The organism is Achromobacter sp. Bel, from assembly GCF_012928505.1.
Taxonomy (GTDB): Bacteria; Pseudomonadota; Gammaproteobacteria; order Burkholderiales; family Burkholderiaceae_B; genus Achromobacter.
The window spans coordinates 109025-123352 of record NZ_JABBJN010000004.1 but is presented as its reverse complement, the minus strand read 5'-3'; the positions used below and the strand labels follow the sequence as shown (position 1 = coordinate 123352).

The following is a 14328-nucleotide window of genomic DNA, read 5'->3' as shown; positions in this document are numbered from 1 at the left end:
AACAGGTTGGGGTTACGGCAGGCGCGGCGCGCGCAGTTGAGTGAACAGGTTGGCGATTTGAGCGGGCGTCAGCCCCTCGTGCGCCGGCTGGCGTGCCAGCGCCGCTGCGGGCATGACGGGCATCGCGGCGCTGGACGGCGCCTGGACGATCGTGCGGCCGCCTGCGGCATGGATCGCCGCCAGGCCGGCAGCCCCGTCCTCATTGGCGCCCGAAAGCAGCACGCCCAGCAGCCTCGGGCCATAGCAGTCGGCGGCGGACTCGAACAGCACGTCGATCGAGGGCCGGGAAAAATACACCGGTTCGCCGACGGACAGCGCCAGCCTGGGGCCCTGATCCACCAATAAATGGTAATCGGGCGGCGCGAAGTACAGGTGGCCTGGGCGTATCGGAAGCTGGTCCTCAGCCTCCTGCACGGTCAATGCGCAGCGATCGCGGAAGATATCCACCAGCAGACTGCGGCGGTCGCGCACCAGGTGCAGCACCACAATCACCGCCGCCCCCAGGTTGGCCGGCAAGGCGGGCAGCAGTGTGTTCAGCGCGTCGATCGCGCCGGAAGAGCCGCCAATGACGATCGTCTCCCAGGGGCAGGCCGCCGCCGGCGCTCGCGAAACGGACGCACCCCTGCTCATTGCCCCGCCTTTTTGCGGTAAATGCGGTCTTCCAGGACGAAATCGTCGAAATTGCCGGCCTGCGCGGAAAACCGCAAGGACTCCCGCGACCCAAGCCCCAGGAAGCCGCGATGCACCAGCGCCTCATGGAACAGGCCCAGGGCCCGGCTCTGTAGATCGCGTTCGAAATAGATCAGGACGTTGCGGCACGAAATCAGATGGACCTCGGCAAACACGCTATCCGTGGCCAGGCTGTGATCAGAGAAGACCATGTGCTCGCGCAGCCGCTTGTCGAACACCACCCGGCCGTAGCGGGCGGTGTAGTAGTCCGACAGCGAACTGCGGCCTCCCGACCGGGCGTGGTTCGCGGAAAAGGCGGCCACCCGGTCCATATCGAAAACACCCTGCTCCGCCGTGCGCAACGCATGCGGATTGATGTCGGTCGCGTAGATCATCGCGCGCTCAAGCAGGCCTTCTTCGGCCAGCAGGATGGCAAGCGAATAGACCTCTTCGCCCGCGCTGCATCCCGCCACCCACACCTTGATCGACGGATAGGTGCGCAGGATGGGCACGACCTCGTTGCGCAGCGCCAGGAAATAGCTCGGATCGCGGAACATGTCGCTGACCTGCACGGTCAGGAACTGCAGCAGCTCGGTGAACACCGGCGGGTCGTGCAGCACGCGGTCCTGCAACTGCGACAGGGTCTTGCAGCCGAACTGCGTCAGCGCGCTTTGCAGGCGCCGCTTCAGCGACGCCTGCGCGTACTCGCGGAAGTCATAGTGGTAACGGTGATAGATCGCATCGAGCAGCAGCCGCTGCTCGATGTCTGCAATGCGCGCTTTGGCGGTGGATGGCATGTTGATGATCAACAGGGCGTTGCGCGGGCGGACGCCTTAGCTGCGCATCCAGACACGGACGAGCGACAGCAGGCGTTCGACGTCCAGCGGCTTGGCGATGTAGTCGTTGGCCCCGGCGGCCAGGCATTTCTCCTGGTCGTCCTTCATGGCCTTGGCGGTCAGCGCGATGATCGGCAGGCGCCGCCACTCGGGCCGCTTGCGTATCTCGCGCATGGCCGTGTAGCCGTCCATTTCGGGCATCATGATGTCCATCAGCACCAGGTCGATGACCGGCTGGCCGTCCGATCCGGCACGGCCCAGCGCGTCCAGCGCCTCGCGGCCGTTGCGGGCGATCTCCACGCGCACGCCGGTGGGTTCCAGGATGCTGGACAGCGCGAACACGTTGCGCACGTCGTCTTCCACCACCAGCACGGTGCGGCCCTCCAGCGCGGAATCCCGGCTGCGGGCCAGTTCCAGCATCTGGCGCTGTTCGGGCGGCAGCTCCGCCTCCACCTGGTGCAGGAACAGCGTGACTTCGTCCAGCAGCCGCTCCGGCGAGCGCGCGTCCTTGATGATGATGGACTTGGAGAAGCGGCGCAGATGCTGCTCTTCGTCGCGCGACAGCGCGCGGCCCGTGTAGACGATGACGGGCGGGAACGACACGCCCTCCTGCTCGGTCATCTGCTGCAGCAGCTCGTAGCCGCTCATGTCGGGCAGGTTCAGGTCCATGACAACGCAGTCGAACGTCGTCTGGCGCAACAGCGCCAGCGCATCCGCCGCGGTGGCCGCCGGCGCGATCTCGACGTCGTTGCGCGCCAGCAGCTGGCGCACGCTTTCGCGCTGACGGTCATCATCTTCAACCACCAGCACATGCCGCACATGGCGCGTGAATTTGGCTTCCAGGCGCCGCAATGCGTGGACCAGTTCTTCGCGCTTGACCGGTTTCAACGCGTAGCCGGCCGCGCCACGGCCCATGGCCTCGCGGGCATAGTCGGCCACTGAAACCACATGGACCGGAATATGCCGGGTCTGCGGGTTGCGTTTAAGCTGGTCCAGGACGCCCAGCCCCGAAAAATCGGGCAGATTGATATCCAGCACGATGGCGTTGGGACGCTCGCGCGAGGCCAGCGCCAAGCCGTCCGTGGCGGTGTGGGCCACGAAACACCCGAAGCCCATCTCGCGCGCCAGGTCGGCAAGAATGGCGGAAAAGCGCTCATCGTCTTCGATGACAAGCATGCTGCGCGCATTCGGGCCGGGATGGTCCGCCGCTGCCGGAGCTGCCGCCGCCGTAGTGGCCGCCGGGCGGGCCGGCACGGCCGGCGCGTCGTCCCGGAACGCCGAAGACGCCACTTGCGCGGGAGCGTAAGGCATGCCGAACGGCACCGCCACGCTGCGGGCGCCCGGTACGGACGGCTCCCCTTCCAGCCGCAGGGGCACCTCCAACGTGAATACGCTGCCTTGACCCGGTGTGCTCGTCACGGAAATGCTGCCACCCAACAGCGTGGCCAGGTCGCGCGAGATCGACAGGCCCAGCCCCGTGCCGCCGAATTTGCGGTGCGTGCTGCCGTCAGCCTGGCGGAACGCCTCGAAAATCAATTCCTGCTGATCGGCGGGCACGCCGATACCGGTGTCCTGCACCGCAAACGACAGCCTGTCGCGCGAAGCGCGCGACACCCGCAGGGCGACCGTGCCGCGTTGCGTGAACTTCAGGGCATTGGACAGCAGGTTCTTCAGCACCTGGCCCAGGCGTTGCGGATCGGTATGCAGGGTGGCGGGCACGGCCGGATCGATGTCCAGCTCCAGCGCCAGCCCCTTGTCCAGCGCCATTGGCCGCAGCGGCTCCAGCAGACGCTGCAGCATCGGGGCGACGGCCACCTGCTCGACTTCCAGCGTGGCCTGTCCGGCTTCGATCTTCGACAGGTCGAGGATGTCGTTGATCAGCGTCAGCAGGTCGCTGCCGGCGGAATAAATGGTCTGCGCGTACTTGACCTGTTCGGGGCTGAGGTTGCCGGGTTTGTTGTCCGAAAGCAGCTTGGCCAGGATCAGCGTCGAATTCAAGGGCGTGCGCAATTCGTGGCTCATGTTGGCCAGGAACTCGCTCTTGAATTGGCTGGCTTGCGATAGCTCGCGGGCCTTCTCGGTCAACGCGCCCTGCACCCGCAGCAGTTGCTCGGCCTGCGCTTCCAGATTGGCGTTGGTCTGCTCCAGCTCGGTCTGCTGCAGCTCCATGCGCGCCTGCGACTCCTGCAGAATCCGGCTTTGCTGCTCCAGCTCTTCATTGCTGACGCGCAATTCCTCCTGCTGGGTCTGCAGTTCTTCCGCCTGGCGCTGGGTTTCCTCCAGCAGCGCTTCCAGGCGGCTGCGGTCCTGGCCGGAACGAATCGCCGAGGCCAGCATTTCCGAGGCCCCATCCAGCAGGTTGCGTTCGCTCTCGCCCACCGGGTGGTTGAAACCCAGCTCGATCACGGCATACACGCGCCCGTTCTGGATGGCCGGCGCCAAAACCAGCTCGACGGGATTCGAGCGGCCCGTCGCGGAGGCGACCTCAAGGTGCCCCGCCGGCACATTGCGCACATGCAGCAACCGGCGCGAACTGGCCGCCTGCCCGGCCAGGCCTTCGGCGGATTGGATCTTTTGCGCCAGGCGCTCGGGTGGCATCGCAAAGCCGCCGAAAAGCACCAATTCGCCGCTGCTGCGGTCCACCACGTAGCCCGCCCCCACGTCGGCGTCCAGATATTCGGCCAGATAGTCCAGCGCGCGCTTACCGATCTCGTCCAGCCGGTGATCCCCTTGCAGGCGCAGGCTCAGGCCCGACAGGCCGGCCGTCACCCAGGACTGGCGCGCCTTCGCCCGGTATTCCCGCACGGTCATCCCCGCCGACGCCAGGATCAGCAACAGCAGCAGCAGCGAACCGCCCCACGAGTAATAGGTCGACGTGGCGGCGGCCGCGGCCCAGGCATCCTTGCCCTCGGCCAGTTCGTCCATCTGCCGCGCATACAGGTCGCCCACCAGGTCGCGCAGCCGATCCATCGCCTCTTTGCCCGAATCGGTACGCACGACGGCCATCGCGCCTTCGACGTTGCCGCCCTTGCGCATCTCGACGGTCTCGTGCAGTTCCGTCAGCTTCTGGCGCGTGATTCCCTCGATATCGCTGACGATACGGCGTTGCGCCGAATCGTTGGCCGTCGCCTCTTTCACGCGGGCAAGACGCTGATCGATCAGCCCCAAGGAGCGCAGGTACGGTTGCAGGTAGGTCACGTCGCCGGTCAGCAGATAGCCCCTCTGCCCGATCTCGGCATCCTTCAGCGCCGAATTGAACAGGCTCAACTCGCGCAAGGTCTCCGTCGTTCGGTCCACTGCCTTGACCGCCTGCTGGCGGGTGTCCGCCGAACGCACATTGACGAAGGCAATGACCAGCGTGGCCAACGCCGCCGTCAGGAATCCGGCCAATAGCGTCCGGGGAAAGACATAGCGGTTGGCAGGCTGCGACGACGGATTCGGCATGGTAGCGGGTGACGGATTCAATGTAGGGGGGAGCATGGCCCAGCGGTGCGACAAAGCGGGCGCCGGGATGATCCGGGCGCAGTCGCTGCTATTGGCCTAAGCGCTGGACTATACATGGTTTGGCGCCATGGGAAAGGGACCGGCCTCCCCGCAATCCGATCAGGCGCCCGCCGTGGAATCTGGGTAAAGTCAGCCTGGCGCAATGATCTCGGTGACCTCGCACGGGACGCGATATCCTGAACCCATGGCCGACATTTCCTCCTCTCCCATCGTTGTGGTTCTTGCCGCTGGCGCCGGACGCCGTTTCCGCCTGGCGGGCGGCACCGGCAGCAAGCTTCACGCCCACCTGCTGGGCCGCCCGGTGCTGGACTGGACGCTGGCCGCCGTACGCGCCAGCGGCTTGCCGTGGGTGCTGGTGGAACGGCCCGAGCACGAACCCGACGCCTACGGCATGGGCGACTCCATCGCGCGTGGCGTGGCCCGTCGGCCGGACGCGCCCGGTTGGCTGATCCTGCCCGGCGACCTGCCCCTGATCGAACCGGCCAGCCTGCTCAGCATCGCCCAGTCGTTGCGCGACGCGGCCCTTGCCGAACCCTGGGCGATAGTGCGGCCCCAAGTGGCCATGCCAGACGGCACGACCCAACCCGGCCACCCGGTGGGCTTCGGACCCGCCTGGCAAGACGCGTTGCTGGGCCTTCGCGGGGAGTCCGGCGCGATGCCACTCGTTCGCCAGGCCGTCCAACGGGGCACGATGCATCCGCTGCCAATTGCCGACCATGGATGCGTCCAGGACATCGATCATCCCGATGACCTTCTCAGGGCGGAAAAGGCGCTGCAAAGCCGGCCGGCATAGTCGCGCGTTTCACCGTCGATCGGGGTGGACAACATCATCACCCTTGAAAAATTTCGCCGTGCCTTGAAGGACGGCGACCAAGCTGACCTGCTGGTCATGCTTCGGCAATTGGCGCAAGCGTTTGGCGGGATTCAGGCGGTTGCCGAGCAAGCGCACTTGAATCCCACACAGCTTTACCGCACGCTGTCGCCGAAAGGCAACCCGTCTCTGAGCAGCCTTGCGGCCATTCTCAAAGCGATGGGCTTGCGGCTGGCCGTGCAGCCGCTTGCGCCTCCCACGCCCGGCAACACTTGAGCCCCGGGATTCGGCGGCGGCGCGACGTGGTCTGACGCCGCGCGCCACTTCTTCACTGCACCCGCAGTTTCCCGTCCGCGATGATCTTCGCCCACTTGGCTTGCTCGCCGGTCTGGAACGCCGTGAACTCCGCGGGCGTATTCGGCGTATAGGCCAGGCCCAGGCCCTTCATCTTGCCGCTGACGTCCGGCTTGGCGATGATGGCGGCGATGGCCTTGTTCAGGCGGTCGACCACGGCCGGCGGCGTGTTGGCCGGCGCGTAGATGGCTTGCCAGCTGCTGACGTCGAAGCCGGCGACGCCTGCCTCCTGCATTGTCGGCACATCGGGCATCACCTCGGTGCGCTTGGCCGACGTGACCGCCAACGCGCGCACCTTGCCGCTTTGCACGTAAGGCAACGCCACCAGCGCGGTTTCGAACGAGCTGGGGATCTGACCGCCGATCAGGTCCTGGATGGCGGGCGCGCTGCCCCGGTACGGCACGTGGGTCAGGTGGGCGCCCGTCAATTGCTTGAAGACTTCGCCTGACAAGTGCTGGGACGTCCCCTGCCCGGCCGAGCCGAAGGCGATCGTGTCCGGATTGGCCTTGCCCGCGGCCACCACGTCCTGCACGGACTTGTATGGCTGGTTTGCGCCTACCAGCAGCACGTTCGAAATGCTGCCCAACAGGATGACCGGCGCGAAATCCTTGGCCGCGTTGTAGTTGATGCCCGGCAACAGCGATGGGTTGATCGCGTGCGTGGCGATCGTGCCCAGCAGCAAGGTGTAGCCGTCGGGCTTGGCCCGCGCCACGGCGTCGGCGCCCAGCACGCCGCCCGCGCCGCCCTTGTTTTCCACCAGCACGGTCTGGCTCAGGCTGGCGCCCAGTTCCTGCGCGATCAGCCGGCCCAGGATGTCTGAGGTGCCACCGGGGGCAAAGGGCACCACCAGCGTGATGGGTTTAGCGCGGGGCCAATCGTCCATGGCCTGGGCACTGGTGGCGCCCAAGGTGGTCAGGGCCAAAACGGCGAACGTGCGACGCAGCAGGGGGAATGCCTTCAAGCTTGTCTCCTGAAAGTGGGGAATGGTTTTATATCTTGTACGTTGTCGTACGACTTTCGGAGAAAGAGAGTACTTTCATCCCGCAGGCGGTTCAATCTAGGGTAATTCCGAATTTGTCAGGTTAAGAACTAGGCAATGGTAGGCAGAAACGCCAGGGTTTCCAGACTTGTTGCTTGCTTCAGTTGTATGTTGTACGATGACATACATCTACTGATCGGCCACAGCGGCTGCGTTGTTCCAGCCCTGCTTTTTTTCGCTTTCCCTCTTTACCCATTCCCTTTTAATGGATGACAGGCATGACGACTCCCCAGGAACTCAAGGAAATCGTATCGGAAGGACTGCTCTCCTTCCCCGTGACGGACTTTGACCAGAACGGCGATTTCAACGCCAAGAGCTACGCCGCCCGCCTTGAATGGCTGGCCCCGTACGGCGCCACCGCCCTCTTTGCCGCCGGCGGCACCGGCGAGTTCTTCTCCCTGGCTCCCCAGGAGTACTCGGACGTCGTGCGCACTGCCGTCCAAACCTGCGCCGGCAAGGTGCCCATCCTGGCCGGCGCTGGCGGCCCCACCCGCACCGCCATCGCCTACGCCCAGGAAGCCGAGCGCCAAGGCGCCAAGGGCATCCTGCTGCTGCCCCACTACCTGACCGAAGCCTCCCAAGACGGCATCGCCGCCTACGTCGAGCAGGTCTGCAACTCCGTCAAGATCGGCGTCATCGTCTACAACCGCGCCCAGTCCCGCCTGTCGGCCGACAGCCTCGCGCAACTGGCCGAACGCTGCCCCAACCTGGTCGGCTTCAAGGACGGCATCGGCGACATCGAAGCCATGGTCCGCATCCGCCGCAAGCTGGGCGACCGCTTTTCCTACCTGGGCGGCCTGCCCACCGCCGAAGTCTATGCCGCCGCCTACCGCGCACTGGGCGTGCCGGTCTACTCGTCGGCCGTCTTCAACTTCGTGCCCAAGACGGCCATGGACTTCTATCGCGCCATTGCCGCCGGCGATTCCGACACCACCAACCGCCTGCTCGACGACTTCTTCCTCCCCTACCTCGAAATCCGCAACCGCAAGGCCGGCTACGCCGTCAGCATCGTCAAGGCCGGCGCCAAGCTCGTCGGCCATGACGCGGGCCCCGTGCGCGCCCCGCTGACCGACCTGACCGGCGAAGAACTCGACATGCTCAACGCCCTGATCAAGAAGCTCGGCCCGCAGTAAGCCCGTGCGACAGTAACGCCCGACGCCCTCCCTCCGGAGGGCGTTTTTGTTGCCGGGCGCGGAACGGGGCGCTTCGTTTGGCGGACGGCTGGCCCCACCGTCACACAGAAGTTGGCGGAAATCCCCGCTGTATGTTGTCATATGGCTATCCTTTTTGCGGTCTGCCGGCCTGTTGCCAGACTGCCGCCGCCGGGCCGGACACCCGGATGCGGCACTTGAAAAGCGTACACTTGCGGCTCCGGCCGCTGGCTTACGGCCTGCGTTCCGCCTTACCCATAAGAGAGACGATGCAAACTCCCGCCCGGCCCCGCCCGCGTTCGCGCCTGACCGACGTGGTGATCGAAGAACTGACCAAACGCCTGGATTCGCGCCTGTACCGCGCGGGCGACAAACTGCCTTCGGAACACCAGCTCTGCGACGAATTCGACGTGAGCCGCACCGTGATCCGGGAAGCGGTTGCGTCGATGCGCCTGAGCGGCCGCCTGGTCAGCAAACCCGGCATCGGCGTGTTCGTCACGGAAGACCGTGAAAAGCCCATCGACTTCGTCATTGAACCCGCCGCGGACCCGCGCTGGGCGCTGCACATCATGGAATTGCGCGCCGGGCTTGAAGTCGAGGCCTGTGGGCTTGCGGCAGAGCGCCGCACGGCCACCGACCTGAGCGGCATCATCGAAGCGTTCGACGCCTTCAACCGCGCCACGCGCGACATGGAAGCGGCCGTCAAGGCAGACTACGAATTTCACTTGTCCATCGCCAAGGCATCGAACAACCCGCACTTTCCGGCGCTGCTGAAGGCCGCGGTGCGCGACGTGATGCTGGACCTGAACATCAAGCATGGCGGCAAGACGCCCGAAGAGCTTGAAACCTACGAGACACGCAACGTGCGGGAACACGAAGCCATCCTGACCGCCATCATGCGGCGCGACCCCGGCGCCGCGCGCGCCGCGATGGCGCGCCACCTGGGCGACAGCATTGCGCGCTATCGCAAGCTGCTGTCGCAAGCGCCCGCGCAATAGCGGCACGGCTAACCGGCGGCTCGTCACCGCCGGCGTCGGCCTCAGGCACCAGGCAATTACGGGATTCCCCTTACTTGCCTACTTGTATGACGGCTGCCATCATACGTCTTATGACTTAGCGTCGCGCGTGGCCGCCAGATAGGCGGACAAGGCGCCCCGCTACCGTATGACCCACGTTGTACAAGTGCCGCCGATGAACCCGATCCTTTCCCTTCGCACGACGTTCCACCGCTACGCCACGCGCATTCATCGGCTTATCACCTGACCGGCTTCCGGTCGCAAGCGGCCCCGCCGCGAATCTCACCGTTCCCTACCCGTCCGCTTACGCGGCCCCGCTTGCTCCGGCTCTTGTCCGGGGTGCGCCGGCGCACGCGTGAATGGTCTTGACTCCCCCGCTTATCCCAAGCGCTTTCGACCTCCCCAGGAGCAATCTCCATGCGTAAGTTTCTGACCACCGCCGTTGCGGCGACCTTGCTGTGCGCCGCTTCCGGCGCCCAAGCCGGCGTGACGTTCGACGCCGTCAAGAAGAAGGGCTTTTTGCAGTGCGGCTTTGCCGGCATCCCCGGCTTCTCGGTGCTGGACAGCAAAGGCGAATGGACCGGCCTGGACGTGGACATGTGCCGCGCGGTGGCCGCCGCCCTGTTCGGCGACGCTTCCAAGGTCAAGGGCAACGTGCTGACGGCGCAAGCGAAGTTCACCGCGCTGCAATCGGGCGAAATCGACATGCTGTCGCGCAACACCACGCAGACGCTGACCCGCGACACCACGCTGGGCCTGATCGGCGTGGGCGTGAACTTCTATGACGCGCAAGGCCTGATCGTCAAGAAGTCGATGAACGTGAAAAGCGTGAAGGAACTGGACGGCGCCACCATCTGCGTGCAGCCGGGCACCACCACCGAACTGAACCTGGCCGACTACTTCCGCAGCCGCGGCCTGACCTTCAAGCCGGTGCTGGTCGAGAACTACGACGAGAACTTCCGCTTGCTGGAATCGGGCCGCTGCGACGCCTACACCAACGACAAGTCGAACACCGCCGCCAACATGCGCACGCGCCTGGCCAAGCCGGACGACTGGGAAATCCTGGACGAAAACCTGTCCAAGGAGCCGTTGGGCCCGATGGTCCGCCAGGGCGACGAGCAATGGTTCAACGTGGTGCGCTGGTCACTGAACGTCATGCTGGAAGCCGAGGAATACGGCATCACGTCCAAGAACGTGGACGAGATGCAGAAGAGCACCAACCCCAACGTGCAGCGCATCCTGGGCGTGACGCCGGGCATGGGCAAGAACCTGGGCCTGGACGACAAGTGGGCCTACAACATCATCAAGCAGGTCGGCAACTACGGCGAAAGCTATGACCGCGCCATGGGCAAGGACAGCCCGCTGAAGCTGGAACGCGGCCTGAACAAGCAATGGACGCAAGGCGGCCTGATGTACGGCTGGCCGGTGCGCTGATCATGAACAACATCGTCAACACCCGCCTGAAACAGATCAAACCTTCGCCCAGCATGGCCGCCAAGATCGTCGTCGACGAGCTGCGCCGCCAGGGCCGCGAAATCGCCGACTTCACGCTCGGCGAACCCGACATGCCCACGCCCGCGCACATTGCGCGCGCCGGCCAGGAAGCGATCGCCGGCGGCGACATCCGCTACACCAGCCCCAACGGCACGGTGGGCCTGCGCCGCGCCATCGCCAACAGCCTCGAATTGGGCCTGGGCGTTTCCTACGGCATGGACCAGATCACCGTGGGCGCCGGCGCCAAGCAGATCATCGGGGCCGCGCTGACGGCCAGCCTGGAGCCGGGCGACGAAGTCATCGTGTGCGCGCCGTACTGGGTGTCGTACCCCGACATGGTACTGCTGAACGACGCCAAACCCGTGGTCGTGACCGGGCCGGAGTCGCAGGGCTTCAAGCTAGACGCCGCCACGCTGGAAGCGGCCATCACGCCGCGCACCCGCTGGCTGATCCTGAACTCCCCCAGCAACCCCAGCGGCGCCGTGTACAGCGCCGCTGAACTGCGCGCCCTGACCGACGTACTGCTGCGCCACCCGCAAGTCTGGATCTTGAGCGACGAGATCTACGCGCCCTTCTGCTACAGCGGGCAGTCGCATGCTTCGCCCGTGCAGGTCGAGCCCCAGTTGATCCCGCGCACGCTGATCGTCAACGGCATGTCCAAGTCTTACGCGATGACCGGCTGGCGCATCGGCTACGGCGCCGGCCCGGCCGAGCTGATCAAGGCGATGAGCACGGTCATGTCGCAAAGCACGTCGTGCCCCAGCGCGATCTCGCAAGTCGCCGCGCAAGCCGCCCTGCAAGGCGACCAATCCAGCGTCACGCAGATGGTCGACATCTTCAAGGCCCGCCGCGACCTGATCGTGCGCCGCCTGAACGACATCCCCGGCATCTCTTGCGCCATGCCTGACGGCGCCTTCTATGTGTACGCCAACGTGCAGGGCCTGATCGGACGCACGGGTCCCGCCGGCGAATTGAAGACCGATCTGGACGTCAGCCTGTTCTTCCTGCGCGAAGCGGGCGTGGCCGTGATCGACGGCGGTTCGTACGGCTTGTCGCCCTATGTGCGGTTTTCGTTCGCGACGTCCACCGAGGTGATCGAACAAGGCATGGACCGCCTGGCCGTCGCCGTCAAAGCCCTGATGGCGGACTGAACCGTGGCCAAGCACAGAGACCAACCCTCGGTGCGGCGGCCGCCGCACCGGGTCTCCTGGAACGACCCGGCCACGCGCGCGCTGGTCTACCAGGTGCTGGCCCTGACGCTCGTCGGGACCGGCATCTGGTTCCTGGTGCACAACACGCTCCACAACCTGTCGATGCGCAACATCGCCACCGGCTTCGGCTTCCTGAACCGTGAAGCGGGATTTGCCATCGGCGAATCCGTGATCGCCTACGGACCGGCGGACACCTATGGCCGAGCCATCTTCGTGGGCGTGCTGAACACGCTGCGGGTGGGCCTGCTTGCGCTGGTGGCCGCGACGCTGCTGGGCGTCCTGATCGGCGTCGGCCGGCTGTCCAAGAACTGGCTGGTGGCGAAGATCACCTCGGTATATGTCGAGGTGATGCGCAACGTGCCGCTCTTGCTGCAGCTGTTCTTCTGGTACGCGCTGATCACCGAGAACATGCCGGGGCCGCGCCAGGCGCACAATCCGCTGCCGGGCGTATTCATTTCCAACCGCGGCCTGAAAGTGCCCGGGCTGGAAGGCGCTTCGCTGGACTGGGTGCTGGGTGGATTGGCGCTGGCCATCATGGCTGTCCTGTTCCTGGGCCACTGGGGCACGAAGCGCCAGGAAGCCACCGGGCGCGTGTTCCCGCTGGGCCGCGCGGCCCTCGGGCTGCTTGTCCTGCTGCCCGCGCTGGGCTGGCTGGCAAGCGGCGCATCCCTGACCCTGGACATGCCGGTATTGAAGGGCTTCAACTTCACGGGCGGCCTCACGCTGACCCCGGAGTTCGTGGCCCTGTTCCTGGGCTTGACCGTCTACACCTCGGCGTTCATCGCCGAAGTGGTGCGTTCGGGCATCCAGGCCGTGAACAATGGCCAGTGGGAAGCCGCCGGCTCGCTGGGCCTGCCGCGCGCGAAGGTCCTGCGCCTGGTGGTGTTGCCGCAAGCCTTGCGCGTGATCATCCCGCCGATGACCAGCCAATACCTGAACCTGTTGAAGAACAGTTCGCTGGCGGTCGCCATCGGCTATCCGGACATCGTGTCGGTGGTGAACACCACGCTCAACCAGACCGGCCAGGCGATCGAGGGCATCCTCATCATCATGGGCGCCTACCTGACGGTCAGCCTGTCGATCTCGATATTCATGAACTGGTACAACAAGCGCATCGCGCTGGTGGAGCGTTGAGATGAGCAGCACTACGCACTCCTTCACCGAAGCCCTGCCCCCGCCCGACACCCAGGTGGGCGCCTGGGCCTGGGTACGGTCCCGCCTGTTCTCGTCGCCGCTGAACCTGCTGATCACCGTGCTGCTGGCGTGGTTCCTGCTGATGGCGTTGCCGGCGCTGGCGGAATGGGCTTTCCTGAAAGCCAACTTCACCGCCACCAACGCGATGGAGTGCCGGGCGTCGGTCGGCGGCGCCTGTTGGGCGTTCATCGTCGAGAAGCATCGCCTGATCCTGTTCGGCACCTATCCGTTCGACGAGCAATGGCGTCCTCTCCTTGCCACGCTCATCCTCGTGGCGGTGATCGCCTGCAGCGGCATGCGCCGCTTCTGGAACGGCAAGCTGGCCTTCATCTGGATGGCGGGCCTCTCCGCCGTGGCGCTCCTGATGTGGGGCGGCGTGTTCGGCCTGACGTACGTCGAGAACTCGCGCTGGGGCGGCCTGCCGCTGACGCTGATCCTGGCCACATTCGGCATCGCCTTCGCCTTCCCGATCGGCGTGCTGCTGGCGCTGGGCCGGCGGTCGAAGATGCCCGCCATCAAGGCGCTGTGCGTCGTGTACATCGAGCTGATCCGGGGCGTGCCGCTGATCAGCCTGCTGTTCATGTCGTCGGTGATGCTGCCGCTGTTCCTGCCCGAAGGGTTCACCATCGACAAGCTCTTGCGCGCGCAGATCGCCATCATCATGTTCGCGGCGGCTTACATCGCGGAAACCGTGCGCGGCGGTTTGCAGGCCATCCCGAAAGGCCAGTACGAAGGCGCGGATTCGCTCGGCCTGAACTATTGGCAGCAGATGCGCAAGATCATCCTGCCGCAAGCGCTGAAGATCGTGATTCCGCCCTTGGTGGGCATCTTCATCAGCCTGTTCAAGGACACGTCGCTGGTGGTGATCATCGGCATCTTCGACCTGACGCTGGCAGCCAAGGCGGCCCTGTCCGACGCGGCATGGCGGGGATTCGGGGTAGAGGCTTACCTCTTCATCTCGCTGATCTACTTCGCCTTCTGCTATTCCATGTCCAAATACAGCCAGGCGCTTGAAAAGCGGCTGGCCACCGGGCACGCGCGTTAACGCC

Annotated in this window: 12 protein-coding genes; 8 read left to right on the top strand and 4 right to left on the bottom strand. The window is 65.5% G+C overall.

All coding sequences use genetic code 11. From position 1 onward, the window contains the following. Positions 1 to 12 precede the first annotated feature (12 nt). Genes HG262_RS04190 through HG262_RS04180 form a run of 3 tightly spaced genes read right to left on the bottom strand, consistent with a single transcriptional unit; the run spans position 13 to position 4949 of the window. A complete protein-coding gene (locus HG262_RS04190) occupies positions 13 to 630 on the bottom strand; it encodes a chemotaxis protein CheB (protein WP_169269843.1) in 618 nt (205 codons plus the stop codon). Next, positions 627 to 1466 carry a CheR family methyltransferase gene (locus tag HG262_RS04185; RefSeq protein WP_169269842.1) on the bottom strand — a complete coding sequence of 280 codons (840 nt, stop codon included), beginning with the start codon at positions 1464 to 1466 and terminating at the stop codon, positions 627 to 629. The genes HG262_RS04190 and HG262_RS04185 overlap by 4 nt, the downstream gene beginning before the upstream one ends. A 36-nt stretch (positions 1467 to 1502) precedes the next feature. Beyond that, positions 1503 to 4949, bottom strand: a complete 3447-nt coding sequence (locus HG262_RS04180; RefSeq protein WP_169269922.1) for a response regulator — start codon at positions 4947 to 4949, stop codon at positions 1503 to 1505. A gap of 244 nt (positions 4950 to 5193) precedes the next feature. Here HG262_RS04180 and HG262_RS04175 point away from each other — a divergent pair, with 244 nt between their 5' ends. Together HG262_RS04175 and HG262_RS04170 are read left to right on the top strand one after the other, a co-directional pair. After that, positions 5194 to 5802 carry an NTP transferase domain-containing protein gene (locus HG262_RS04175; RefSeq protein ID WP_169269841.1) on the top strand — a complete coding sequence of 203 codons (609 nt, stop codon included), beginning with the start codon at positions 5194 to 5196 and terminating at the stop codon, positions 5800 to 5802. A gap of 24 nt (positions 5803 to 5826) precedes the next feature. Beyond that, on the top strand, positions 5827 to 6096 hold the full coding sequence (locus tag HG262_RS04170; protein ID WP_348984360.1) for an addiction module antidote protein: 270 nt from the start codon (positions 5827 to 5829) through the stop codon (positions 6094 to 6096). A 52-nt stretch (positions 6097 to 6148) separates the two neighbouring features. Here HG262_RS04170 and HG262_RS04165 read toward each other — a convergent pair whose 3' ends face one another. Beyond that, complete coding sequence (locus HG262_RS04165) at positions 6149 to 7135, bottom strand: tripartite tricarboxylate transporter substrate binding protein (RefSeq protein WP_169269840.1); 987 nt, start codon at positions 7133 to 7135, stop codon at positions 6149 to 6151. A gap of 296 nt (positions 7136 to 7431) precedes the next feature. Between HG262_RS04165 and kdgD the strand changes: the two genes are divergently transcribed. The 6 genes from kdgD (at position 7432) to HG262_RS04135 (ending at position 14324) form a co-directional block, all read left to right on the top strand. Next, a complete protein-coding gene (kdgD, locus tag HG262_RS04160) occupies positions 7432 to 8346 on the top strand; it encodes a 5-dehydro-4-deoxyglucarate dehydratase (RefSeq protein WP_169269839.1) in 915 nt (304 codons plus the stop codon). 287 nt (positions 8347 to 8633) lie between these two features. After that, positions 8634 to 9362: a FadR/GntR family transcriptional regulator gene (locus HG262_RS04155; protein WP_169269838.1), complete on the top strand. Its 729-nt coding sequence runs from the start codon at positions 8634 to 8636 to the stop codon at positions 9360 to 9362. A 435-nt stretch (positions 9363 to 9797) separates the two neighbouring features. Then, a complete protein-coding gene (locus HG262_RS04150; protein ID WP_169269837.1) occupies positions 9798 to 10814 on the top strand; it encodes an amino acid ABC transporter substrate-binding protein in 1017 nt (338 codons plus the stop codon). A gap of 2 nt (positions 10815 to 10816) precedes the next feature. Then, positions 10817 to 12025, top strand: a complete 1209-nt coding sequence (locus HG262_RS04145; protein WP_169269836.1) for an aminotransferase class I/II-fold pyridoxal phosphate-dependent enzyme — start codon at positions 10817 to 10819, stop codon at positions 12023 to 12025. Positions 12026 to 12055: 30 nt separating this feature from the next. Then, the gene (locus HG262_RS04140; protein ID WP_348984364.1) at positions 12056 to 13219 is read left to right on the top strand and encodes an amino acid ABC transporter permease; all 1164 of its coding nucleotides are present in this window, start codon (positions 12056 to 12058) and stop codon (positions 13217 to 13219) included. 1 nt (position 13220) lies between these two features. Next, complete coding sequence (locus HG262_RS04135; protein ID WP_169269834.1) at positions 13221 to 14324, top strand: amino acid ABC transporter permease; 1104 nt, start codon at positions 13221 to 13223, stop codon at positions 14322 to 14324. The last annotated feature ends 4 nt before the right edge of the window (positions 14325 to 14328 follow it).

Bases quoted from the DNA above. Each gene is read 5' to 3' on its own strand.
- HG262_RS04190 (WP_169269843.1), bottom strand. From the start codon at position 630: ATGAGCAGGGGTGCGTCCGTTTCGCGAGCGCCGGCGGCGGCCTGCCCC.
- HG262_RS04185 (WP_169269842.1), bottom strand. From the start codon at position 1,466: ATGCCATCCACCGCCAAAGCGCGCATTGCAGACATCGAGCAGCGGCTG.
- HG262_RS04180 (WP_169269922.1), bottom strand. From the start codon at position 4,949: ATGCCGAATCCGTCGTCGCAGCCTGCCAACCGCTATGTCTTTCCCCGG.
- HG262_RS04175 (WP_169269841.1), top strand. From the start codon at position 5,194: ATGGCCGACATTTCCTCCTCTCCCATCGTTGTGGTTCTTGCCGCTGGC.
- kdgD (WP_169269839.1), top strand. From the start codon at position 7,432: ATGACGACTCCCCAGGAACTCAAGGAAATCGTATCGGAAGGACTGCTC.
- HG262_RS04155 (WP_169269838.1), top strand. From the start codon at position 8,634: ATGCAAACTCCCGCCCGGCCCCGCCCGCGTTCGCGCCTGACCGACGTG.
- HG262_RS04150 (WP_169269837.1), top strand. From the start codon at position 9,798: ATGCGTAAGTTTCTGACCACCGCCGTTGCGGCGACCTTGCTGTGCGCC.
- HG262_RS04145 (WP_169269836.1), top strand. From the start codon at position 10,817: ATGAACAACATCGTCAACACCCGCCTGAAACAGATCAAACCTTCGCCC.
- HG262_RS04135 (WP_169269834.1), top strand. From the start codon at position 13,221: ATGAGCAGCACTACGCACTCCTTCACCGAAGCCCTGCCCCCGCCCGAC.